This is a genomic window from Chryseobacterium sp. 2987 (genome assembly GCF_031456375.1).
In the GTDB taxonomy this organism is placed as follows: Bacteria; Bacteroidota; Bacteroidia; order Flavobacteriales; family Weeksellaceae; genus Chryseobacterium; species Chryseobacterium vaccae.
The window spans coordinates 407,215-431,622 of record NZ_JAVDUN010000002.1 but is presented as its reverse complement, the minus strand read 5'-3'; the positions used below and the strand labels follow the sequence as shown (position 1 = coordinate 431,622).

25 protein-coding genes are annotated in these 24,408 nt (G+C 37.9%); 7 read left to right on the top strand and 18 right to left on the bottom strand.

Annotation, left to right across the window (positions count from 1 at the left end; translation table 11 throughout):
- Positions 1-21 precede the first annotated feature (21 nt).
- The 3 genes from obgE to J2Y40_RS06930 all read right to left on the bottom strand — a co-directional run bounded on the left by obgE (position 22) and on the right by J2Y40_RS06930 (position 2,345).
- Positions 22-1,005 carry a GTPase ObgE gene (gene obgE, locus J2Y40_RS06940; RefSeq protein ID WP_153399327.1) on the bottom strand — a complete coding sequence of 328 codons (984 nt, stop codon included), beginning with the start codon at positions 1,003-1,005 and terminating at the stop codon, positions 22-24.
- An 80-nt stretch (positions 1,006-1,085) separates the two neighbouring features.
- Complete coding sequence (locus J2Y40_RS06935; protein WP_153399329.1) at positions 1,086-1,664, bottom strand: adenylate kinase; 579 nt, start codon at positions 1,662-1,664, stop codon at positions 1,086-1,088.
- A 126-nt stretch (positions 1,665-1,790) separates the two neighbouring features.
- Positions 1,791-2,345 (bottom strand): phosphoribosyltransferase, encoded by a 555-nt coding sequence (locus J2Y40_RS06930; protein WP_153399331.1) that lies wholly within the window; start codon positions 2,343-2,345, stop codon positions 1,791-1,793.
- Between the two features lie 268 nt (positions 2,346-2,613).
- On the opposite strand from J2Y40_RS06930, the gene J2Y40_RS06925 reads away from it, so the two are divergent.
- Entirely contained in the window at positions 2,614-4,200 is a 1,587-nt protein-coding gene (locus J2Y40_RS06925) for an ABC-F family ATP-binding cassette domain-containing protein (protein WP_309998004.1), read from the top strand.
- Between the two features lie 265 nt (positions 4,201-4,465).
- Here J2Y40_RS06925 and J2Y40_RS06920 read toward each other — a convergent pair whose 3' ends face one another.
- From J2Y40_RS06920 to J2Y40_RS06895, 6 genes are all read right to left on the bottom strand, one after another.
- Positions 4,466-4,984, bottom strand: coding sequence for a hypothetical protein (locus J2Y40_RS06920; protein WP_153399335.1), 519 nt, complete (start codon positions 4,982-4,984; stop codon positions 4,466-4,468).
- Between the two features lie 8 nt (positions 4,985-4,992).
- On the bottom strand, positions 4,993-5,262 hold the full coding sequence (locus tag J2Y40_RS06915) for a zinc ribbon domain-containing protein (protein ID WP_153399337.1): 270 nt from the start codon (positions 5,260-5,262) through the stop codon (positions 4,993-4,995).
- A gap of 70 nt (positions 5,263-5,332) precedes the next feature.
- A complete protein-coding gene (locus J2Y40_RS06910) occupies positions 5,333-6,013 on the bottom strand; it encodes a YafY family protein (RefSeq protein WP_309998000.1) in 681 nt (226 codons plus the stop codon).
- Positions 6,014-6,275: 262 nt separating this feature from the next.
- A complete protein-coding gene (locus J2Y40_RS06905; RefSeq protein ID WP_309997998.1) occupies positions 6,276-6,755 on the bottom strand; it encodes a hypothetical protein in 480 nt (159 codons plus the stop codon).
- A 139-nt stretch (positions 6,756-6,894) separates the two neighbouring features.
- On the bottom strand, positions 6,895-7,740 hold the full coding sequence (locus J2Y40_RS06900) for an ABC transporter permease (protein ID WP_153399343.1): 846 nt from the start codon (positions 7,738-7,740) through the stop codon (positions 6,895-6,897).
- The gene (locus J2Y40_RS06895) at positions 7,733-8,644 is read right to left on the bottom strand and encodes an ABC transporter ATP-binding protein (protein ID WP_153399345.1); all 912 of its coding nucleotides are present in this window, start codon (positions 8,642-8,644) and stop codon (positions 7,733-7,735) included. The genes J2Y40_RS06900 and J2Y40_RS06895 overlap by 8 nt, the downstream gene beginning before the upstream one ends.
- A 206-nt stretch (positions 8,645-8,850) precedes the next feature.
- On the opposite strand from J2Y40_RS06895, the gene J2Y40_RS06890 reads away from it, so the two are divergent.
- From J2Y40_RS06890 to J2Y40_RS06880, 3 genes are all read left to right on the top strand, one after another.
- A complete protein-coding gene (locus J2Y40_RS06890; protein ID WP_153399347.1) occupies positions 8,851-9,867 on the top strand; it encodes an alpha/beta fold hydrolase in 1,017 nt (338 codons plus the stop codon).
- A 103-nt stretch (positions 9,868-9,970) separates the two neighbouring features.
- A complete protein-coding gene (locus J2Y40_RS06885) occupies positions 9,971-11,329 on the top strand; it encodes an ATP-binding protein (RefSeq protein ID WP_309997994.1) in 1,359 nt (452 codons plus the stop codon).
- A 73-nt stretch (positions 11,330-11,402) separates the two neighbouring features.
- Positions 11,403-12,509 carry an FAD-binding oxidoreductase gene (locus tag J2Y40_RS06880; RefSeq protein WP_153399351.1) on the top strand — a complete coding sequence of 369 codons (1,107 nt, stop codon included), beginning with the start codon at positions 11,403-11,405 and terminating at the stop codon, positions 12,507-12,509.
- Here J2Y40_RS06880 and J2Y40_RS06875 read toward each other — a convergent pair.
- On the bottom strand, positions 12,506-12,781 hold the full coding sequence (locus tag J2Y40_RS06875; RefSeq protein WP_153399353.1) for a hypothetical protein: 276 nt from the start codon (positions 12,779-12,781) through the stop codon (positions 12,506-12,508). The two genes, J2Y40_RS06880 and J2Y40_RS06875, sit on opposite strands and share 4 nt — an antisense overlap.
- Before the next feature lie 390 nt (positions 12,782-13,171).
- Here J2Y40_RS06875 and prfB point away from each other — a divergent pair, with 390 nt between their 5' ends.
- Both prfB and J2Y40_RS06865 read left to right on the top strand, forming a co-directional pair.
- Positions 13,172-14,284 (top strand): peptide chain release factor 2, encoded by a 1,113-nt coding sequence (gene prfB / locus J2Y40_RS06870; protein WP_153399355.1) that lies wholly within the window; start codon positions 13,172-13,174, stop codon positions 14,282-14,284.
- Positions 14,285-14,371: 87 nt separating this feature from the next.
- Positions 14,372-15,067, top strand: coding sequence for a VTT domain-containing protein (locus tag J2Y40_RS06865; protein WP_309997990.1), 696 nt, complete (start codon positions 14,372-14,374; stop codon positions 15,065-15,067).
- 42 nt (positions 15,068-15,109) lie between these two features.
- Here J2Y40_RS06865 and J2Y40_RS06860 read toward each other — a convergent pair whose 3' ends face one another.
- Genes J2Y40_RS06860 through J2Y40_RS06850 form a run of 3 tightly spaced genes read right to left on the bottom strand, consistent with a single transcriptional unit; the run spans position 15,110 to position 17,692 of the window.
- Entirely contained in the window at positions 15,110-15,979 is an 870-nt protein-coding gene (locus J2Y40_RS06860; RefSeq protein WP_309997988.1) for an alpha/beta hydrolase, read from the bottom strand.
- A gap of 46 nt (positions 15,980-16,025) precedes the next feature.
- A complete protein-coding gene (locus tag J2Y40_RS06855; protein WP_309997986.1) occupies positions 16,026-16,871 on the bottom strand; it encodes a hypothetical protein in 846 nt (281 codons plus the stop codon).
- 2 nt (positions 16,872-16,873) lie between these two features.
- Positions 16,874-17,692, bottom strand: coding sequence for a GLPGLI family protein (locus tag J2Y40_RS06850; RefSeq protein WP_309997984.1), 819 nt, complete (start codon positions 17,690-17,692; stop codon positions 16,874-16,876).
- A 176-nt stretch (positions 17,693-17,868) separates the two neighbouring features.
- Between J2Y40_RS06850 and J2Y40_RS06845 the strand changes: the two genes are divergently transcribed.
- Complete coding sequence (locus J2Y40_RS06845; protein WP_309997982.1) at positions 17,869-18,768, top strand: DUF808 family protein; 900 nt, start codon at positions 17,869-17,871, stop codon at positions 18,766-18,768.
- A gap of 332 nt (positions 18,769-19,100) precedes the next feature.
- On the opposite strand, the gene J2Y40_RS06840 is transcribed toward J2Y40_RS06845, so the two are convergent.
- The 5 genes from J2Y40_RS06840 to J2Y40_RS06820 form a co-directional block, all read right to left on the bottom strand.
- Positions 19,101-19,559, bottom strand: a complete 459-nt coding sequence (locus tag J2Y40_RS06840; RefSeq protein ID WP_309997979.1) for a hypothetical protein — start codon at positions 19,557-19,559, stop codon at positions 19,101-19,103.
- Between the two features lie 82 nt (positions 19,560-19,641).
- Positions 19,642-20,760: a molecular chaperone DnaJ gene (dnaJ, locus tag J2Y40_RS06835; protein WP_153399368.1), complete on the bottom strand. Its 1,119-nt coding sequence runs from the start codon at positions 20,758-20,760 to the stop codon at positions 19,642-19,644.
- 102 nt (positions 20,761-20,862) lie between these two features.
- Positions 20,863-21,399, bottom strand: coding sequence for a nucleotide exchange factor GrpE (locus J2Y40_RS06830; protein WP_153399370.1), 537 nt, complete (start codon positions 21,397-21,399; stop codon positions 20,863-20,865).
- Between the two features lie 170 nt (positions 21,400-21,569).
- On the bottom strand, positions 21,570-22,898 hold the full coding sequence (locus tag J2Y40_RS06825) for an Nramp family divalent metal transporter (RefSeq protein ID WP_309997976.1): 1,329 nt from the start codon (positions 22,896-22,898) through the stop codon (positions 21,570-21,572).
- A 116-nt stretch (positions 22,899-23,014) separates the two neighbouring features.
- Positions 23,015-24,331: an OmpA family protein gene (locus J2Y40_RS06820; protein WP_153399373.1), complete on the bottom strand. Its 1,317-nt coding sequence runs from the start codon at positions 24,329-24,331 to the stop codon at positions 23,015-23,017.
- Between the last annotated feature and the right edge of the window lie 77 nt (positions 24,332-24,408).

Below are 24,408 nucleotides of genomic sequence, written 5' to 3'. Positions count from 1 at the left end.
ATGAGTTTTAATGTAAATGTTCTATCCGTGCAGTTTTTTCCAGATTGCATCCTTCAGTTCTACAAGGCCTTCACCTGTAACCCCTGAAAAGAATAGCGGTTGTCTGTTCTCTGGGAATTCTGCGGAAATTTCTTTTTTCAGCTCATCATCCAGAAGATCAGATTTTGAAATAGAAACAATGAAATCCTTATCCAGAAGTTCAGGATTATATTCCTTCAGCTCATTTTCCAGAATTTTAAACTCCTGGAAGTGATCCTCAGAATCAGCAGGAATTAAGAATAGCAGGATCGAGTTTCTTTCAATATGTCTTAAGAATCTGTGTCCCAGTCCTTTTCCTTCTGCGGCACCTTCAATAATCCCCGGAATATCAGCCATTACAAATGATTTGTAATTTCTGTAGTCTACAATCCCAAGATTAGGAGTAAGCGTGGTAAACGCATAATTGGCAATCTTAGGCTTTGCTGCGGAAACTGAAGCTAAAAGTGTAGATTTTCCTGCATTGGGGAAACCTACAAGACCTACATCAGCAAGAATTTTAAGCTCAAAGACAATATAGCCTTCTTCTCCGGGAAGTCCGGGTTGTGCATATCTTGGCGTTTGATTGGTAGAAGACTTGAAATGTTCGTTTCCTAAACCTCCTTTTCCACCACGCATCAGGATGATTTCCTGCTTGTCGTCCAGAATTTCACCAATGATTTCTCCATCTTCATTTTTGGCAATTGTACCAATGGGAACATCAATATAAATATCATCTCCGTCTGCTCCCGTAAGCTGGCTTTTTCCTCCGTTTACACCTCGGTCGGCTTTTACGTGACGGGTATAACGAAGAGGAAGAAGAGTCCATTCATTGGCATTTCCCCTCATGATGATGTGTCCTCCACGGCCACCGTCTCCTCCATCAGGGCCTCCTTTAGGAATATATTTTTCACGGCGGAGATGGGCAGAACCCGCGCCCCCGTGTCCACTCTTACAATGGATTTTTACGTAATCTACAAAATTTGACATTTCTTATAATTAGGAGTTATGAGTTATGAATTATGAGCTATGAATTGTAAAAACTTAAACTCATTACTCATAACTTTTAACTATTTTATTTTTTCTACTTCAGCGAAAAGCTTTTGGGAAATCTCATCAATTTCACCTACACCGTTTACCTCAACATATTTTCCCTGCTGCTTGTATAGTTCGGCTACTTCTGCTGTTTTAGCATAATATTCTTTGATTCTGTTTTCGATGATCTCCATGTTGCTGTCATCAGATCTTTTACTGGTTTCTCCTCTTTTCAGAATTCTTTCCACCAGGATCTTATCTTCTACCACCAATGAAAGACAGATGTCGATCTTATCATTCAGTTCTTCTTTAACAATTCTTTCCAGAGCCTCTGTCTGTGCAGTAGTTCTCGGATAACCGTCAAAAATAAATCCGTTGGTATCAGTCGGCTTTCTGATCTCGTCAACCAGCATATCTGTTGTCACCTGATCCGGAACCAATTCTCCCTTGTCAATGTAAGACTTTGCCAGTTTCCCAAGTTCAGTATCATTTTTCATGTTATACCTGAAAAGGTCGCCGGTTGAAATCTGTTTTAAATTGAATTTTTCGATCAGATTTTGGGCTTGTGTTCCTTTTCCACTTCCTGGAGGGCCGAACAGAACTATGTTTATCATAATTTTGATGCGCTTTTGGCCTTAGTAATATACCTTTCGGCCTTTAGCTTTTTTAGTTAATATTTTACTTTTATTTCGATTAAGTTTTAAAGCTAAAGGCTAATAGCCGATAGCTAGTAGCAGTGATTAATGGTTGATCTGTCCCTCTTCCAGCTGATACAGATTAGAAAGGTTTCTTCCCAGTTCATCATAATCAAGTCCGTAGCCCAGAACAAATTTATTAGGAATCTCTTTTCCAATATAATCCAGTTTGAAATCTTTCTTGTACACCTCAGGCTTTAATAAAAAAGAAGCCAGTTTTACAGATTTCGGACGTTGTGTTTCTGTGAAATATTTAAAAAGACTTTCCACTGTATTCCCGGTATCTACAATGTCTTCCACAAGAATGATGTGACGGTCTCTTACGTCTTTGGTAAGCTCCATTTTCTGGTAAACGATTCCCGTAGATTCAGTTCCCACATAAGAACTCATTTGGATGAACGCAATTTCGCATTCGCCCGGATAATATTTTAAAAGGTCTGAGAAGAACATGATCACTCCGTTCAAAACACCGATGAAAACAGGAACCTCGTCCTTGTAGTCTTCATAAATCTTTAAAGCTGTTTCTTTTACAATTTCCTGAATTTCGGCGTCCTTCAGATAAGGAACGAAAGTTTTGTCGTGAACTTTAATGCTTTCCATAAAAAATTTTAGTAGGTGGCAAAGTTACGGATTTTTGGCAGAATGCAGAAATCTATACTGCTTCCATTTTCATAAAGCTGTTTCTGAATGAGTTTGGCCCAAAAGAAATACAGAACAGGACATCAAAAAAACTGAGATTAAATGATTTGTAGTATATTTGTACTTTCAAAACCCAAAATACGGACATGTAGGATTCAATTTCTTTCAGACTTTTATTAACGGTAGCAGAACAGCTGCCCATCTTTAACCATTCCATAAGAAAGAAATTATGATTTTGCTTCACTACATATCCTACGGGTTCCCGGGAGGGGATTTCCTTTTTAATCATATCAGTTTAACCATACAACCCCATACAAAATCGGCTTTAACCGGAAGTAACGGCATGGGAAAATCAACCCTGCTTAAAATTATGGCAGGAGAAATTCAGCCATTGGAAGGCAGCATAACGATCAAGGGTGATCTGTATTATGTCCCGCAGATGTTCGGGGATTTTAATAATAAAACCGTGGCAGAGTGCCTTAAAATTGACAAAAAACTGGACGCTCTTCAGAAAATTACAGAAGGCGAAATAGATGAAGAATATTTTGAAACCTTAAATGATGACTGGGACATTGAAGAACGCAGCCAAAATGCTTTGTACTATTGGGGACTTGAAAACCTGAAACTGAACCAGAAGCTTGAAAACCTGAGCGGAGGTGAGAAAACAAAAGTTTTCCTTGCGGGAATCCAGATTAACCAGCCCGAGATTATTTTAATGGATGAACCTACCAACCATATGGATCTGAAAGGCAGAAAACTCCTGTATGATCTTATCGAAAAAACAGATGCAGCTGTTGTGATGGTAAGTCATGACCGTGCTTTGCTTAATCTTGCCGATACAATATTTGAACTCAGCAGCCAGGGAATTGATACTTATGGCGGCAATTATGATTTCTATGCAGAACAAAAAGCTATAGAGCAGGAAGCCCTTCAGAATGATATACATGCAAAAGAACGCGCCCTGAAAAAGGCAAAAGAAAAAGAACGTGAAACATTGGAACGTAAGCAAAAGCTGGATGCAAGGGGAAAACAGAAACAGGAAAAATCAGGAGTAGCCAGAATTATGATGAATACCTTGCGGAATAATGCCGAAAAAAATACATCTAAGCTGAAAAACATCCATGCAGAAAAGATCAGCGGTATTTCCGGAGACCTCAGAAACCTCCGTACCTCTGTAAAGAATGCGGATCAGATGAAGGTTATTTTCAATGATTCAAACCTGCATTCCGGTAAAATTCTGATTACAGCAGAGGAGATTAATTATCAGTATACTTCTGAAAATCTATGGAAAGAGAGTCTCAATCTTGAAATCCTCAGTGGAGACCGGATTTCAGTAAAAGGCTCGAACGGATCAGGAAAAACGACTTTAATAAAGCTTCTGATGGAAAATCTACAGCCCACGACAGGGAAAATAATAAGGTCAGATTTTACTACTCTTTATATCGATCAGGAATATTCAATGATCAATAAAGAGATTTCCGTCGAAGACTTTGTCCAGCAGTTCAATGAGGGGGCTCTCCCGGAATCTGAGGTAAAAACAATATTGTCAAGATTCCTGTTCAGAAAAGAAACCTGGGATAAGAAATGTGGCGCATTAAGTGGTGGAGAGCGCCTGAGACTCCTCCTTTGCGGGCTTTCAGTCAGTAATACAACTCCTGACATGATTATTCTGGATGAACCAACCAATAATCTGGATCTGCAGAACGTTGAAATTTTAACGGAATCTGTTAAAGACTATCACGGAACTCTTATTGTGATTTCTCATGATGAAATCTTTCTGGAGGAAATAGGAATAGAAAAGGAAATCACTTTATAATTTTTATAGTCGGAAAACACAACGGCAAAAGTTTTTTTGATTATTTTGCTGTTTTTAGGCGCAAGAAAATCCGATATTTTCAGCAAATAATTTTTATTTACTAAAAAGATTTCCCACAGAATACCCAGAAAAAGATCTGCGTTATCTGCCCGATATGAGAATGTGAAAAATTCTCTCGCAAATCAGCAGATGTTTGCATTATAATTAAAACGTTATAGGTTTCCAAAACCTATAACGTTTATAGTTATATCCCCACAAAAAGTATTTATTTTGTGGTCTTTTTGATAGCATCCAGATAGATTTTCTTAATGCTGTTCTTTTCTTCCTTCTCAGAGATACTTTCAAGGGTTGGAAGAAGATCTGAATTATATTTTGTTTTTAGCTTAAGGATTTCTCCCAGAGCAAATGCGGCACTCCATCGTACCACAGTTCCTTCGTGATCAGTATTGGCAAGCAGTCCGCTGATTGGCTTCTCCAGATGGTCCTGAAAAAGATGAGCAATATTCCCGATTACTTTAGCGCTTTCCCATTTTATCCGGGGTGCTTTTTCTGGCAGGGTAGAGGTTACAAACGTCAGGACTGTTTCATCTGCAATGTCGGGTTTCTGTTTGGTGGCATATTCCAGTGCTTCAACGCAGGTGCCTTTTAGCGGATCTTTAGCTTTTTCGGCAAAGGCGATCAGTTCATCGGTTGGAAGTGATCCGTCCAGTATCCATTTACTGATGATATCTGTTTTTTCTTTGGCTTTTATGGCCTTGTCTTTAAAAAGTTCTTCGATTGTCATTGTATTTTTCAGTTTTGTTTTTTCCAGCGTTCTAATTTAGGAATTCCTTTTGAAAACAGGCCTGCTAGGAATCTGGGGAATCCCATTTCTTTCATTTTCAGTTTTACGAAATGCTGCATTTCCTGAGCGGTAATATCGGGTTGTTTAAACTGTCCGTTTTCATAGCAGTAGCCGCAGTATATTTTGCTGATGCTTCCATCTTTATCCGTTCCTCCTCCGTTAGGCGATTTTTTCAGAGGAATCCCGCAGCTCTGACAGTTTTTGTAGGTTTGATTCATGTTTTCTCGTATTTTCCGGCAAAGGTAAAAGGGGAGAATGACAACCCTATGTCAGTCTGTTTTAAAAAAATTACGTCAAAGAATTAATATACTCCTGAAGAGTAAAATGATCTTCTTTTCTGAAAGGCTGACCTATATTTTTCAGATCCCGGATCTGTAGTACTTTAAAATCCCGGTATTCCTTACAGATCCAACACCAGCCGATAAGATGCCATTGATTGGTATAAAAACTCATACCAATCGGTTCTATTTCCCTTTCACTGGCTTCATTTTGATTGTTGACGTAGCTTATTTTCAGGATCTGCTTATCGACAATCGCATTTTGAATGATGGTCAGATGATCCCGGTTGCGGTCTGTTTCCGGAGAAACATAAATACCGATTTTTTCCTGGAGAAGATCCGCCTTTTCTTTTTCCCTGTGCTGCAGTACCGATTTTATCTTGTCAATAGCATTGGAAACATTTTTATGAATGGTTTTGTCTGTGTAGCGTTCTGAAAGCTTGGCGATCATAATCAGGGCATTGGCTTCATCACTGGTTAACAGAACAGGGGGAAGAAAAAATCCCTGTAGAACGGTGTAGCCTTTCTGCGGTTCATAGTCAATGGGAACTCCGATTTCTCCAAGTGCTTTAATATCTCTGTATACCGTTCTGACACTGATCTCATATTTATCAGCAATATAATCCGCAGTCACAAACTTTTTAGACTGAAGGGTAGTCAGTACAGAGATAAGCCTGTCGATTCTGTTCATGGTCTTTGTAGATATTTTATCAGGAAGACAAATGTATATAAAATGTTCAGGAAAATCTTACAGACTTTTTTTAATATTGTATCTGAAACCGTTCCCTGATGCTCAACATTGAAATATGTAACAGGATTAGAAATCCAAAAACAAATAAAAGACCTTTCTGAGGAAGCTTTACCAAATTTTCAGTAAATAGAACATACTGTTGGGGAGAAGTAAAATCATTGATATAGTTCCAGATATTTTTCTGAGAATTACCTTCAAATGTTTAGAAGGTACCGCAAAGGATATAATCTTCTTTTTCCTCGCTTATTACAGGAGAAATATATTCATGCAGGGCAAAAATATGACCGGTTTTTCCTGCATCTACCGCATAGCTATCCATTCTGGCTTTATGCAGGTCATTAAGAACAGAAACAAAATCTCCATAAGTATTCCGGTCTGAAAGAACAAACTCAATCCCGGAGTTCTTTTTATTATCTGTTCTGAGCTTTTTAAGCTGTGAAACATGGAGTTCTGAGTTTTTTTCGGCTTCATTTGGATCGATGGACATCTGTTGATAATCCCAGTTTCTTAAAGGTTCAAAAGATGACTGGTCATAAGGACCGGTAGGAGCATTCTTTGAGGGCAGTCCAATATCAATCACACTGTAAACAGTCCTGTCAATATGCGGAGAAATGTAATACAAGAACAGTATTGGGATTACTACAGCACTTATCAGACCAGGGAAATAATATATTTTTCTCATTCCTGTCATTTTTGATAAAAATAATAAAAAAACTGTCAGCTGTATACATTGAGACTGTTTTTAACATTTTCAGATCGATCCCATAGAAACAAAAAAGTGATCCAATGGACCACTTTTGATTTTTTATATTTCTGAAAATTTACCAATCTCTTTTTCTCAGAATCCAGTAAGACCCGAAAATGAAAATACCAGACCATACGATGCAGGCGATAAGGCTTTCAACAGGATAGGTGAATTCATATTGAAGTCCCATCATTTTAGCTGTTTTCAGACGCATCATCGGATTAGGAATAAGGCTTGACATACTTTCCAATGGCAGAAGATGGGTAATGAAAAAATCATCTTTCATCACTTTCAGTCTTTCCGGTTCCTGAAGTCCTCTTACTTTCTGGAAGGTTTCAATCACGGTCAGAATTCCTTCAGCAATCCAGTAGACAAAGAAACCAAGAAATACAAACATTGATTTTCTAAGCAATACCGAAAGGAACATCAGGAAGCAGAAGAACGTAAACAGCTTTACAAAATAATTTCCGATAAAGAATATCTCTTCAAAAACTTTAGCCGATTCTGTGGTAGTAGAGTACTGATACCCCAAAAACAATGTAATGATGAATACCAACAGTGTAGAAATAGCTGTAAAAATAGTAATAGTCAACAGTTTTGAACCAATAAACTCTTTTCTGCTAAGCCCGTCGATGGTGTTTTGTTTAAACATCCGGTTGGTAAACTCCTGAGAAATTGAAAATACAATGATAAGCCCAAGGAAGATCTTCAGTAAGGCCACAATCCAGGTGGTAAAATTCCATATTTCGGGAAAGTTGTAAATGCCCTGTTCTTTCAGATTGATAGTGGCTCCGAAAACATCCAGATCCACAAGACCAATGAAAAGAAGCACCGTGAGAATAGCGAAATATAATGCTGTGAAAATCTTGAACGGTCTGTAGTTCAGATTTTTATAATATTCGAGTTTTAATAATTTAAGCATGGTAATTGGTGTTTTTTACAAGTTCAAGGAATTGAGATTCAAGAGACAACTTTTTCTTGGTTAAATGAGAAAGGAAAATTCCTTTTTCCACCAGTTTCTGGTTCAGGGCAGAAGCCGAAATAGAAGCGTCTTCACGGATCTGGGCCTTGATGATTTCACCTTCTGTTTTTACCGAAGTAAACCATTGAAGTTCCTCCAAAGCACTTAACAATTGGGTATTGTTGTCTGCTTTTAATTCAAAATAACCGTTGTTGGCCGTCATTTCATCCACTCTTCCGCAGTAGATTGAATTTCCTTCCTTCAATACAATCACATGACTGCAGATCTTTTCAATTTCATCAAGAAGGTGGCTGGCGATAATAATAGTGATTCCTTGTTTCGCAATATTGCTGATAATCTCCCGGATCTGGATAATTCCTTCCGGGTCAAGACCATTGGTGGGTTCGTCAAGGATCAAAACTTCCGGATTGTTCAGCATGGCAGAAGCAATGGAAAGGCGCTGCTTCATTCCCAGAGAATAAGTTCTGAAAGGATCCTTTTTTCTTTCCAGAAGACCTACGGTTTTCAGTACTTCATCAATTCTTGTATGAGGAGTTCCTTTGATCTCTGCAACAATCTTAAGGTTGGTTTCCGCATTCAGGTACGGGTAGAAATTAGGCTGTTCAATAATGGCTCCAATCTTTTTTAAGGTGTCGGGCTGGGTTCCTCTCTCTCCGAACCAGTACCAGTCGCCGCTGGTAGGATTAATGGTAGACAACAGCATTCCGAAGGTGGTGGATTTACCGCTTCCGTTAGGACCCAATAAGCCGTAAACATTTCCTCTTTCCACATCAAAAGAGATATTGTTTACGACAGTTCGTTTGAATTTTTTAGTCAAATTCTTTACTGACAAAACTTTTTCCATGATATTTGTTTTACATAGTAGTAGGTCTGTTAAAATTTCAGATTGTTACAAAATGGGAACTATTTTTCTGCTTTCTGATATTGTTAAGTGCTTTATAAAGATGTAATAAATATCAGATTATCATTATTTTATAGATGTGTAACTTATTTTATGAAAAGAATACCTATACTGAAAATAATCATTACAAAATATTAAAAATATAACTTATGAAAATTCTCAAATGGCTGAAAAGACTTGGAATGGGTCTGCTTATTCTCATCATTCTTTTATTGATTTCAGGATTTATTTTTGAAAAAGTTTCCCGTTCAAACGCGGAAAAAATACAACCTGACGGCCAGCTGGCAAATGTGGACAATCATAAAATGCATTATTTTAAAAAGGGAACAGGAGGACCTTCTATTATTTTTGAAACGGCTTTTGATCCTGCGGGGCATCTGCAATGGTATCATATTCAGCAGCAGCTTCCCGGAACTTATACAACATTTTCCTATGACCGTTCCGGTATTTTATGGAGTGAAAGAGGCACGAGCCCAAAAACAGGAGAGAAAATGGCCGAAGAACTTCATACTTTACTGGAAAAGGCAAACGTACCTAAACCTTATATTCTCGTAGGTCATTCCTTTGGCGGTATGCTTACCCGTTTTTTTGTTAAGAAATACCCACAGGATGTGGCCGGAGTGATTCTGGTAGACAGCCAGTATCCGGAGGATGATAAGTTTTTGTCACCAGAACTTTACGCCATGGTGAATCAGGGACTGCCTGCCGGATTCCTGAAATTTGCGAATACTTTCGGAGTGGCAAGGCTTATGTTTAAAAATATGTTTCCCAATAAAACGGAATATCAATATCAGAACTCTGTTATGCCTGCGCTGCTTTATAAAAGTGCTTATGCTGTGCTTGAAGAGCAGGAACAGATGAAATCTATCAAACAGGAAGCTGCCCGGATCAATACTTTTGGATCTGTTCCTCTCTATGTAATTACAGCGGGAGATAAAACGAGGTATAACAGTTTTATTAAAGATGAAAAATTAAAGACCGAAATGCTGGGTGCATGGGATAAAATGCAGAAAGATCTTCTGAAATTATCATCAGATAGCAGGCAGATTATTGCTTCTGGAAGCGGACATTATATCAATCAGGATCAGCCGAAAGTGATTGAAGATGCTATTAATGATATGCAGAATAAGCTTTCAGAAAAGCAAGAAAATCCAGAACAAAAGTAATGTGGTATTCATTTTCAGCATTCAATATTTAGCAAATTTTAGCAATTTTTTCAATAGATTTTCGAGATTAAAATACTAAATTTGATAGAATTAATCGGGAATTATGAAGTTAATTGAACTTGCCAGAGAGCTGAATGTATCGGCAGAAGCCATTAAACAGTTTATCCAGGATTTCGACCTTGAATTGGGAGTCTGCATCAGCACCAACTTTGAAGTAAAAGAAGATTTTGAAAAATTTGCACGGGAAAATATAGATTTTTTAAGGCTTTATGAGAAGGATCTGGATAAAAATAAAACCGTTGAGCAGATTGCTGAGGTCATCAATCAGCCTAAAGAAGATATTGAAAAAGCCATTAAAGAGACCAATCCCAATATTTTTGACAACGGTTTCTTCCGTTCATCAATTTCCAGTTATGGCATTGATAATAAATTAGGTGGAAATTATCAGTTTGTCTATGATTATTTCGGACATAAAACCAGTCTGAAACACAGAGATTTTATCGGTTACAGGGATCTTTTCTTTTATATTTCATCGGTTTTAGAACCATTTCTGAATCCTCAGCAGATCAAAGACTGGGGGATCAACAAGCCCGCAGGAATTGTCTTGTATGGACCTCCCGGAAGCGGTAAAATCTTTTGGGCAACCAAGATTGCGGAAATTATCGGGTATCGTTTTAAAGAAGTCAAAAAACATTATCTGGGAACTTCATTTATCGACGGAAATAAAACCAATTTCAATGATTTCCTGCTCACCATGATGAAAGAAGATAAAGTGTTGCTTTTCCTTGATGATTTTGATGAAATTATGATGCAGAGAAGGGCAGAAACAGACATTGCTTCCTGTAATCTTGAAACTCAGGAACTTATCCTTCATTACATCGGAAAGTTTGAAAAAGAAGAACTGTTGATGGTAGGTTCAGCCAACTCAATTGCAGAAATTGATGAAGAAATTCTGGCTCCCGGAAGATTTGATGTAATGATTCCTATTTTCCCGCCCAATGCCTCCGAACGTTCAGAAATTATCCTGTACGCCATGACAAAAGATCTGCAGGCAGATTCTCTCCTGTTTAAGATTCTTAAAAAGAATAAAGCCGATAAAATTCCGTTCTGGCATGACATTTCTTCAAAAATGAAAGTATTCAGCAACACCATGCTGATTGACTTTACCCAAAGCCTGAAAAAACGAATTAAAAACCTTTACCAGAGAACCAGAAATGAAAATCTTAAGATCGACCAGAACCTGCTGAATGCAGCTTTGAGAGACGCTGCCGGGAAACTGACCGAAGAATACCTGGAACAGATCGCAAGATTCCTTGCTGATGTGATCATTAATAATTTCGATGAATTTCGCTACAGAATCCAGGCTTTGAAAAAAGAACTCGAAACCTATCAGGTCGTAGAAGAGCCAAGAAGAGCCATCGGATTCCATCATAACGTAGAAGATGACGATTCACAGGGATAAGCAGATAAAAAATTACAGCTTTAGATAACAGATTACTAATTCTTTATTACTAATCACTCATTACCTATTACTCATGAACAGTATCTGGGAACTCGAAACTTTCTACAGAAGGAGAAATATCATCATTATCGGATCCGGATTTTCAGGATTGTGGACTGCTTTGGCCGTGAAAGAAAAATATCCTGAAAAATCAGTTCTGATTATTGAACGAAATACGATTCCGCTAGGTGCTTCAACAAGGAATGCCGGTTTTGCCTGCTTTGGGAGCTTAACAGAGGTTATTGCCGATTCACAGAAAATGGGGTGGGAAAAAACGCTGGAATTGGTCAGGATGAGGTTTGAAGGACTTCAGAAAATTCAGAAATATTTTAAAAGTAATGAGATCGATTTTGAACTGGATGGAGGGTACGAGATTTTAAATAATAATGAACCTCTGCAGCAGCTGGATCCGGTTAATGAAAAGCTGAAGCCAATAACCGGAATTGAAAAAACATATACCCTGAAACAGGACAGGATAAAGGAATTAGGTTTGGGGAAATCTGAATTTTTAATTGAAAACCCTTGTGAAGGAAGTCTGCATTCAGGAAAACTCCTGCAAAAACTTCAGGAAAAATGTCAGGATCTGAACATTGAATTTCTATTCGGAACAGAGGTGAAAAGGGTAGATGAAAAAGAAGATGCTGTAGAGGCTTGGCTTTCAGAAATTCTTTCTATAAAAGCAGACCAACTAATTTACTGTACCAATGCTTTCAGTTCAAAATTCATGGAAAATGAAGAGATCATTCCGGCTCGTGGACAAATCATTCTGACGGAACCCATTGAAAATTTAAGGTTAAAAGGAACATTCCATTACGATGAAGGTTTTTATTACTTCAGAAATCTGGGAAATAGAGTATTATTGGGAGGCGGCAGAAATCAGGATTTCAAAACAGAAGAAACGGCAGCTTTTGAAACTACAGAGTTTTTGCAGGACCATCTGGAAAATTTTTTGCAAGAAGTCATTTTACCGGATCAGAACTTTAAAATTGCGCTTCGCTGGTCAGGAATTATGGCGATGGGATCAGAAAAAAGTCCGGTCGTAAAACAGCTTTCAGAAAGACAGTTCTGTGGAGTAAGATTTTCCGGAATGGGAGTGGCGCTGGCTCCAAAAATCGGAGAGCTGCTGGCAGAAATGATTTAGTAAAACAATAGATTTTCCCACCAATCCATGATATCGGCTGTTATTTTTTCTGAATTGAATTCATATCTGTAAAGACCATATCCCACACAGAGTTCAGTTTCTATTATACCTTGTATTTTTGGGGAATCTGCTCCTTTCTCCAATTGATGAAGAAGCCTTTCCGCAAGATAAGCACAAAAGTTTTTATCCATGCCCGAGCTTATATTCATTGATATAATCAGCTTTTTTAATTGCTCAGAATGAGCCCGGTGCTCATTAATTAAAATATTCATGTAGTTTTTATCCATTCAGATGATATTGGGGATCAGATGCAAAACTTGAGAAGGAACAAAAGCATACAAAACTCAAGCTTACAAATATCCTCTCAAGCTTGTATTTCAAAAGTAAGGGAAGCACCTTTGTTTATCTTAAAAACGGTCGCTATTATTTATCTTTTGTATTCCTTTGCGATTAATAAAAAAAATCTCTCTAATTTTTGAAACCGATCTATATTTTGTCAGAGGTAAATATACATTTTTGAAAAGAAAAGAAGATGGGGATCTTGAAAAAGTCCTTCGTTTGAAACATTAAACGTTAAACCCTGAACTTTAAACAAGAAACCTTGAAACCTGAACTCCCAACTGACAAAAGAATTCCTTATTTTTGTATAAAATTAAAAATTCGTGATCAACAACGACCAGATAAAAGAAGTTCAGTCGAGAATAGAAGACTTACATAAATATCTTCAGATTGAAAAAAAGAAGATAGAAATTGCCAATGATGATGAAAAAACAGCTGCTCCGGAATTTTGGGATGCCCCGAAAGAAGCGGAGGCTTTTCTGAAACAGCTCCGTTCCAAAAAAAGATGGGTAGAGGATTATGAAGAGATCAGAACCCAGTTTGAAGATCTGCAGGTCCTTATGGAATTTGCAAAAGAAGATCCTGATTCTGAAAAAGAGTTAGATGATACTTTTCCTCAGCTGGTAGAAAAGATAGAGGATCTGGAATTCAAAAATATGCTTTCCAATGAAGGAGATGAACTTTCTGCAGTTCTTCAGATCACGGCTGGAGCCGGAGGTACTGAAAGCTGTGACTGGGCGTCCATGTTGATGAGAATGTACACAATGTGGGCGGAAAAACAAGGATACAAAATTCGTGAACTTAATTTCCAGGAAGGTGATGTGGCTGGAGTAAAGACCGTTACCCTGGAAATCGACGGGGAATATGCTTTCGGGTATCTGAAAGGAGAGAACGGGGTACACAGGTTGGTAAGAATTTCACCTTTTGACAGTAATGCAAAACGTCATACAAGTTTTGTATCGGTCTATGTTTATCCTCTGGTAGACGATACCATCGAGATCAATATTAATCCTGCGGATATTTCATTTGAAACAATGAGGTCATCAGGAGCCGGAGGCCAGAACGTAAACAAGGTAGAAACCGCTGTACGTCTTCGTCACGCACCAACCGGAATTATCATTGAAAACTCAGAATCCCGTTCACAGCTTCAGAACAAAGAAAAAGCAATGCAGCTCCTTCGTTCAAGACTTTATGAAATGGAGTTGGAAGAACGCATGAAAGCCAGAAACGAGATTGAAGCCAATAAAATGAAAATCGAGTGGGGAAGCCAGATCAGAAACTATGTAATGCATCCGTATAAACTGGTAAAAGATGTACGCTCAGGCCACGAAACATCAGATGTGGATTCTGTAATGAACGGAAATCTTACCCCATTCCTGAAAGCCTTCCTTATGGCCGATGGTACCGCAGTTTCTGATGATGACCTTGACTTGTAAAATATCATGTCTGTATTTTAGTTAAAATCTTATAATTAATTTTTGTTTCAGACTTTTTACGCTTACTTTTGTTGCTAATCGTTATTTATGGAAGACTTCAATAGCTGGAAAGATTTACTGAACCCCGAATTTTATATCAAAATGGGAGGGTTCTGGCTTATTTTATTCATTGTTTTTGCCGAAACCGGACTTTTTGTGGGATTTTTCCTTCCGGGAGACTCACTGCTTTTCGTTTCAGGGATTTATGCCGTTGAAATCATCAAAGAGACTTTTAGTTCTACAGGGAGCGATTTTCTGGATACCACAATCCTGGCTACCGGTGTTGCCATCGCGGCTGTGATAGGAAATGAAGTAGGATATTATTTTGGAAGAAAAACAGGTCCTGCTTTATATAAGAGACCGGATTCCATGTTGTTCAAGAAAAAATACCTTTACCAGGCACATGACTTCTTTGAAAAACACGGAGCATTGGCGATTATTATGGCAAGATTCTTGCCGGTGGTAAGAACGTTTACTCCTATTGTTGCAGGAATTGTGAAGATGGATAAAAAAGAATTCCTTAGAGATAATATTATCGGCGGGGTGCTATGGTCGTTCATTCTGATCTTTGCAGGGCATTACCTTGATAAATTGTTCATGGAACAGTTTGGTATCAATTTGAAAGAAAAACTGGAGTACATTATCATTGTTATTGTCCTTGTAACAACACTTCCGGTAATCATTAAATTTGCTTTCGGGAAAAAAGAGGATTTTTCTAAGTACGAAAACAAAGACTTTGAATAATCATTCAACACGAATATAATACATAACCTGCCTTTGAGCAGGTTATTTTTTTATCCATTCCAGGATATTCGGATAGATGATGCTGTCTCTTTTTCTTTTGCTGAAAAGCCTCGGAACATGCCCGGTTTTTTTCATGAAGACCAGTTTGTGCGGAATATTCTCCTGAGTAAGTACTGAATCCATGGCAATCCCCTGATGTTGGTTGACCAGAAAATCAGTATTTCCCTGAAAAAGAAGTGTAGGAACATGGGTGATATTGGCAATAGGACTGGCCTCTTTAAAGGCTTCAGATAGGTTTTTCCTGTCAAATTTCGTTCCTACTACTTTCTGGAAAGTAGGAGAGGTGTATTTAGAATAAAAAGAATTGAGGTATTCAGGACTGTAAAAGTCAGTCGGTCCGCTCAGGGAAATGATCTTTTTGATCTGATCGGGATGTTTGTATCCGTAAAGAAGTGCGAGATGTCCGCCGGCACTTTCTCCGAGCAAGATGTAGTTATTGGGGTTCAGTTCTGCTTTTTCTGAAAGGGAATTAAATTTTTCGATAGCCAGCCCAATGTCTTCCAATTGCTGTTTATACGTAATTTTTTTTCGTTTGGAAACCAGCCTGTAATTCATATTGATGCTTGGAATCTGATTTTTAAAAAGCATTTTCTGCACCTGGATCATATGTTCTTTTTTTCCTATAGACCATGCACCGCCATGTACAATAAGCACGACAGGACTGTCTTGAGAATAATCAAGAGGAAGAAAAATATCCATTTTTTGTCTTTTGTGTTCCCCGTATTTTAAATTATAGATCTTCTGCTGGCCGCCGGGACCTACCCAGACCCTGAATTTGGTATTACACGACTGAAGAAGGAAGCTGATGCATCCGACTACGAAAAAATGGTATCTCAGAATGAGCTTTTTCATAGATTAAAAGTACAAAATAAACGGGATAAAGAAGCGGGATAAAGGGTTATTCAAGGATAATTTTATTACTGCATCGGTCCTCATCCCAGTAAATAATTTTGGTTATATACCCTTCTGGGCAATTGCATGGGCCGGAAGCCGGAACATAGGCTGATTTCTTTAAGAAGGGTCTGTTCTTTTTATCTAACCGGTAAGATTCATCTACAGGATATTCCGTAATTATTTTTTCGGAGGTATCTTCATTTTTATAATAGGAATATTCTTCAGAAAGTATACCATTCTTATATACTTCAGTAAGTTCCGGACCATACAACGAATCCTGGTAGATAAATGTATATTCAATGAACTCATTACCATGCTGATGAAAACTATATTCTAACCGATCTTGTTGATTATAAAAGTAATAATAGACTTCATAATCCCGGTTATTTTCATTTTCTCTGCTATAAAGCTGAAGGTATTTCTGTGGGGAGTTGAGATTAATATCTTTGAATTTTTTCAGATCTTCAGTTCCTTTATATCTGATTTTAGGATTATATTGGCCGGAATAAATAAAATTAAATTTTCTGTCATCTCCGGAGTTTTGGACGTAGTAGATCCTGTTGATGCTATCAAATTGTATTTTCTCATTACAGCTGAAACGGATCTTCTCTTTATACTTTTCAAAGGATCTTTCGGACAATTCCTTTTTCAGATCTTCCAGCCGTCCGTATATTTTAATCCCTCCCTCACTACTAATCTCAGAAATCGTTTTGCCACTTTCTTTACAGACTGTTTTGAGAGATTTTAAGTCACATTTAAGGTAATCACGTTCTTTCTGGGCAGAAAATAGCAATGGAGCAATACCCAACAGGAGAAACCGGATTTTAATATGGAGATCTTTCAATAACATCTTTATTTTTTAAGAAGATCAATTTCAATGATATTGTTATCTTTTTTGATCTGGTCAAGCTTGATTTTTTCTATTTCCCTTACTTTTTGCCGTCCGCTCACTGTATTGCCGTTTTCATCCTGATAATCAGGGATTTTTCCTATGAGGTTGGCAACAGGATTAATCCGGTAGTTTTTATATAGTTTTACAAATTGAAGATACGATATTTTTGATGTTTTATAATTGTTTAAAGAGGGATAAACCAGTTCTTCCTGACTGTCTTTGATTCCTTTAAGGGTATAATGATGACTTTTAGTATCATCTTCCAGCTCAAGGATCAGTCCCGGAAGTCCATAGAACTTATAGGGTCCGTCCTGAAAAGGGATATCTTTCGCGAACCATGCCGTCCAGCGCCTTCCACCGTATGGTACGGTTGCTTTTTGTACTTTATGATTCAGGATTGTTTTGAATTCAGATACTAGATTCCATGGAAGCTTTACTTCCTGGCTGACAATATATTTTTCGTAAGAAACTAATTTTACGTAATCAATCTGAGATAAATTAGGATATTTGATGACCTGTTCACTGATCATCGGTTTATCCGGAGGCATGGAGAATATCCCTTTTTTGGAATCGCTGAGCAGGGTAGAGTCAGACCTGTACATTTCCTGTCCGAAAAACAGAGATCTTTTTTTATCAATATCCAATATCATTATTTCGGTGGCTATCTGTTTCTTTTCAGTAGAATCCGGAATAAATCGATACTCGTAAAAAAACTGCTTATTTTGACTATGAAAAAAATTACATAAAAAAATCACAAAAAATAAAAATAAAGATCTCATATCTGGTTTTAGATTTATAATTTTCGGTGTGTTACGAATATACAAATATCACTTCAGATTGTTATCAAAAAGAATAGGTGGAGCTCCATAAAAATTAATGTTTTATAAACCGTTTGAAAATAGAATTAAATAATTATTTTTGCTCAACTTAACAAATATTAAAAAAATATTAAAATATGGCGTCAGGCTTTTTTGCAATTTTAGATGATATTGCAGCATTGATGGATGATGTGGCAGTTACCAGTAAAATAGCGACACAAAAGACAGCAGGAATTTTAGGGGATGACCTTGCCGTAAATGCCGAAAAGGCAACAGGTTTTCTTTCTTCCCGCGAAATTCCGGTGTTATGGGCAATCACCAAAGGCTCATTCATCAATAAACTGATTATTCTTCCCGTTGTATTCCTTCTCAACTGGCTTTATGCTCCTGCCATTAATTATGTATTGATTGCCGGAGGATTATATCTGGCATTTGAAGGCGTTGAGAAAATCATAGAATTTCTTTTTCACCGGGATAAAAAAGGCCACGAAGTTGTAGAAGAAATTGTAGAAGACGAAAAGAGTGATGAAGAAATAGAAAAAGCAAAGATAAAATCGGCCATTACCACAGATTTTATTCTATCTGTTGAAATTGTCATCATTGCTTTAGGAACGGTTTTGGAAGAAAGTCATCCTTTCATTACCCAGATTTTGGTGACGAGTTTGGTTGCTTTTATCGCTACAGTAGGAGTATACGGAATTGTTGCTTTGATTGTAAGAATGGATGATGCAGGATTTAAATTAATCAAAAAGAGCAATGACAAAGGCTTCTTCGGAATGCTTGGACACTTCTTGGTGAAAGCCTTACCTGTTGTTATTAAAGCTTTGGGAGTTATTGGTACTATTGCTTTGATTATGGTAGCCGGCGGTATTTTCTCACACAGAATAGAATTTCTTCACCATATTTTACCTTCCTGGTCTTCTAATGAAATGCTTACTATTCTAAAAGAAATTATCCTAGGGCTTGTAGGAGGATTATTTGCCGTAGCACTTTTCACGATGGGAAAAGGTGTTGTTTCTCTGGTAAAGAAGAAATAGAAATTTGATATTTAAATAAACATATCGGCGCGGCTTCGAAGAAGCCGCGCCGATACGTTTATAACCAAAAAAAGAGACTAACAAAAGTCTCTTTCACGATGAATAAAATGATTTATTTCCTTGCCATAAAGAAATAATTAATTGACTATAATTGATAAAAAGCTCAGCAGTAATCTACTGCTGAGCTTTTTTGTATTGATATTATTTGTGATTATTGAGGTCATCAGATCTTTTACTTACTAAACCTAACAGGTCTCCGAGACCTGTTAGGTTTTTAATGAGCCTGAGAAAATCAAAGCACAAAAAAGAGACCCTAAGGCCTCTTTTAATTATCAATTTAACATACCACAAAAGCTTTTCACATCCTTGTTGAAAAAATAAAATACAGAAATAAAATCAGTTTGTTTTTTATTAAGATTGATTTGTTTTAAAAACTTTTCATGTGCAATATCAAAAGTTTCGTCATGTAATTTTGAAAATTGTATTTGCATAGTAGGATCAGGATATTTTTTTCTTGCAACAGTATAACAAGAATCATCAATCTCAAATTCTCTTTTCATAAAGTCACAATAACTTAAATTTATTTTATCAAGAGAGTCTAAAAGAATCGTAAGTTGCGTCTGATCCTTTTTATGTTCTAATTTAGGCAGTATTTTTTCGCGAAACTCATCATTGGGCAGAGTATATATTTTTGTTTTTGTTTTATTTCTGTTCTCTGAGCTTTGTATTTCTTTTTTACAGGAAATAATCAGCATTAGCAGACAGCAGAAATAGACTATACCTTTTTTCATGGATTTTAATTTTAATCAAAGGCTAAATTAAAAACCAATTACCACAAACAAAAAAGGATTCCCGTAAGAATCCTTTTGTATTTTAATTGAATAAATCTTTCACTTTGTCAAAGAAAGTTTTTTCCTTTCCGGATGGTTCTGCAACCATATCTCCGCTGTTCATCTGCTTTTCAAAGAAATCTTTCTGTTCCTTATTAAGCTTTTGCGGGGTCCATACATTGATGTGGATGAACATATCGCCTTTTCCGTAGCTGTCAATGCTTGGAAGACCTTTTCCTGCCAATCTCAGAATTTTTCCGGATTGAGTTCCCGGGTCAACCGTGATTTTCACTTTTCCGCCAACGGTTGGAACTTCTTTCTTAGTTCCTAAAGCAGCTTCTGCAAATGAAATGTATAATTCCTGATGAAGGTTGTCGCCTTCTCTTTTGATCGTTTTATCAGCTTCCTCTTCAATGATCACCAATAAATCACCCGGAATTCCACCGAAAGGAGCATCATTTCCTTTTCCTCTGACATTAAGCTGGATACCGTCTCTTGCTCCCGCAGGAATATTGATGGTCACTTCCTCCTCATCTTTGATTAGTCCCTGAGCATTAGCTCCGGCAGGAATTTTATCAGCTACTTTCCCGATTCCCTGGCAGGTTCCGCAGGTAGTCTGGGTCTGCATCTGTCCAAACATGGTATTCATCACTTTAAGCTGAACACCGGATCCGTTACAGGTAGGACATGTTTTTGAAGTAGCCCCTTCAGCCATCTTCATTTTTTTAACTTTGATGGTTTTCTGAGTACCATTTACCATCTCTTCAAGGCTCAGCTTGATTCTGATTCTTAAGTTAGAACCTCTTGCCTGCTGACGGCCACCGCCGCCACCGCCGAAACCTCCAAAACCTCCACCGAAAATATCTCCGAACTGGCTGAAAATGTCTTCCATATTCATGCCACCTCCGAAGCCTCCGCCTCCGAAACCACCGTTACCGCCTACTCCGGCATGACCAAACTGGTCATATCGGGCACGCTTCTGATCATCGCTCAGGATTTCGTAAGCCTCTGCAGCTTCTTTAAATTTTTCTTCAGCTTCTTTGTCGCCCGGATTTTTATCAGGGTGATATTTGATAGCCATTTTTCGGTAGGCTTTCTTTATTTCGTCGCCTGAAGCAGATTTGCTGATCTCCAGAACCTCGTAATAGTCTCTCTTTGACATAATGCTTATAACTGATTACTGATAAATGATAATTGATGTCTATGGCGTAGTGCTTAAAGCATTTGCTAATCAATTATCTCTCATCATTTATCATGATTAATATTAGTTTCCTGTTACTACTTTTGCGAAACGGATTACTTTATCGTTCAGGGTATATCCGGTTTCAATAACATCTACGATTTTGCCTTTCAGATCTTCTGATGGGGCTGGAATCTGTGTGATCGCCTCATGGAAGTCTACATTAAAGCTGTCACCGGCTTTTACTTCCATTGTTTTTAAGCCTTTTTCCGTCAGTCTGTTCTTAAATTTCTGATAGATAAGTTCCACACCCTGAAGATCAGCTGGATTCCCGTTCTTAGCGATTTCTTTCAATGCTCTTTCGAAGTCATCTAAAACTCCAAGCATAGAAACCATCATGTCCTGGTTGGCATACTGGAAGAATTCCATCTTCTCTTTAGCCGTTCTTTTTTTATAGTTTTCGAATTCAGCATACAATCTGATGTAACGGTCTTTTTCTTCTGCCAAAAGTTCCTCTGCAGAAGGTGAAGCTGTCACATTGTCTTCAGATGCTGTTTCATTCTGAATATTGTTCTCTTCCTGATTATTGATGCTTTCTTCGTTAATATCCTGATTTTCCATAATTCAATATTTATTTACACAATGGTTTGACAAAGATTCTGCCAAATGGAAAAATCAGGACATTAAGGCAGAAAAAAGAGAAGAGAAAAAAATGTCAATGATGAATAGTGAATAGTGAATAGTCAATTTCTTAACAGCTCAAACAATCATTCAATGATTACTCATTATTCTCATGTAAACGTCTGGTACAATAAATATAGATTCAGAATAATAATGATCACGGAAATAACCCATACACAGACCTTAAGGAAAGGCTTGTTGGCAAATTCACCCATTTTGGCTTTGTCGTTCGTAAACATAACGAGCGGAACCACTGCAAAACTCAGCTGCATGGACAAGATAACCTGACTCAGTACCAGCAGATCCGTAGTTCCCTGTTCACCATAAATAATAGCAACAATCAGAGCCGGGATAACCGCAATTAGTCTTGTAATTAACCTTCTTAGCCATGGCTTTAACCTGATGTTTAAAAAACCTTCCATGACGATCTGTCCGGCAAGAGTTCCGGTAAGGGTAGAATTCTGCCCTGATGCCAGAAGCGCAATAGCAAAGGCTATACTTGCCATAGAAACTCCTAAAATAGGGGTGAGCATTTTATAGGCGTCGTGAATATCTGCTACATGTTCATTTCCTGTAGTGTGGAATGTTGCCGCAGCAAGGATAAGAATAGCAGCATTGATGAAAAATGCCAGCATTAATGAAACCGTACTGTCTAAAGTGGCAAATTTGATAGCCTCTTTTTTTCCTTCCCGGTCCCGCGTATAATCTCTGGTCTGTACAATGCTGCTGTGCAGGTACAGATTATGAGGCATTACAGTGGCTCCCAGAATTCCGATTGCAATATATAGCATAGCCGGATTCTGAATAATCTCTTTCTGAGGAACCAATCCGCCAAGAATTTCATTAAATGCCGGTTTTGAAATCACAATTTCATAGACAAAACAGGAGAGGATGATGAAAATAAGCCCTCCTACAATACTTTCGATCCACCGGAAACCTTTGGCCTGAAGAAGCAGGATAATCAGAACATCTACAGTGGTAATAACGATTCCCCAGGTCAGAGGAATATGAAACAGGAGGTTTAATGCAATGGCGGAACCAATGACCTCGGCGAGGTCACAGGCAGCGATGGCAATTTCACAGAATATCCATAAAATAAAATTAGTGGTAGGGCTGAAGTGGTCTCGGCAGGCCTGCGCAAGGTCTCTTTCTGCAACCACCCCCAGTTTTACGGAAAGGTGCTGGAGAACCATGGCAAAAATATTAGAAATAAGGATAACCGAAAGCAGAGTATATCCAAATTGGGCTCCTCCGGCAATGTCAGTTGCCCAGTTTCCGGGGTCCATATAGCCTACAGCAATCATGAGTCCGGGACCTGCAAAAGCAAGGTACTTCCTCCAGAAGGTCGCTTTTTTAGGGACCTTAATCGAGGAGTAGACCTCAGGAAGTGAATGAGCGGTTTTCTCTTTTCGCCAGGCGTTCTTTATATTGAAATTCATAAATGTTAGAAATGACTAACAAATTTAATTAAATAAATGTAAATACAAGAATAAGTACAAGAAAAATCCCGGAAAATTACTTTCCGGGATCCTATTTTTATTAATTCTAAAGAGAATTATTTTGCGAATCTTACCGCCATTTTTCTGTCTGCAGCTCTTTCTGCATCAGAAGCTTTAGCGTCTACCGTAGCAAATTTACTTCCGTAACCGTTAGCTTCCAGAACCTGAGCGCCTACACCTGCTTTTGTTACAGCAGCTTTGATGAACTCAGCTCTTTCTTTAGATAATTTCAGGTTAGCTGCTTCATTTCCTGTTTTATCAGTATAACCTCCGATTTTAACTTTAGCTTCAGGGAATGCTTTTAGAATTGCTACTAAATTATCAAGCTGTCCCTGAGAACCAGCTTCCAGTTCAGTAGAGCTTCCCATTTTGAAATTTACATGGTCAAAATTATACCACTTATCTTTTAAGGCAGCATCATCTGCGGCATTTTTATATCCTCCTGATTTTAGGAAAGCAATCATCTGGTCTTCCATTCCTCCTTTGTATCCTTTCAGCATAACCCCATTAAGATCGATGTTTTCATCTGTCTTGGTGGCTGCCGGAGCTGCTGTTGTAGAAGCAGAAGTATCCGGTGGAGTGGCTGCCGTAGATGAATCCATAGAAGATCCTGTAGAATCTGTTGCTGTAGTAGTTGTGGTGGTCTGTTTTTTCTCACATTGCTTCCATAAGAAATAGCCGGCGGCAATTAACAGTAAAAGCGGAAGCAACCATTTCCAGATTGAACCTCCGCCTTCATTGTTGTTATTTCTGTCAGGATCTGTTCCTGTAGGTGTAGTACTTCTTGTTACCTCTATTTTAGGCTCTTCACTGGCTGCAGCTGTTGCGGTATCGTTGTCATTACCAAACTTGTACCCTTTAGCCCAGTCGCCGATATTCAGTGATGCAAGAGAAAGTCCTGCAGGCAGTAATGAAGAAATAATACCTTTCTGGTCATTCAGTAAGCCTGAAATACCAGATTTATCCAGATTATTATCTGCAGCATACTTACCTATAGAACCTACCGTAGCTCCTGTTACCAGATTCAGCAGTGAACTGGATGAGTTATTGCTGATTCCTGCAAAAGTGGCAATAGAGTTCACAATTCCGCCTACTTTATCTCCAAAGATGGAAGTCAGAAGGTTAGATATCATAGGATTATTAGAAGCACCTCCTAATAAATTTCCTAAAATTCCGCTTGACGAAGCACCGGTTATTGCATCTAAAACTCCCGGATTGTCTGCGTTGTTTGCCAGTCCTCCTACCACAGCAGGCAGTAAACCTCCAATTGCTTTTGAAATACCGGATTCACTTTCTCCAAACTGGGAAGCTGCTTGTGAAACCAAAGCCGGACCTAGCTGTCCTTTAATTAAATCAATGACATTTAAAGACATAATAAATTATTTTGAGATTAATGTTCCATAAATTTAAACAAAAATCTGTCCAAATGTCACTTTTTTTAAATATTTAT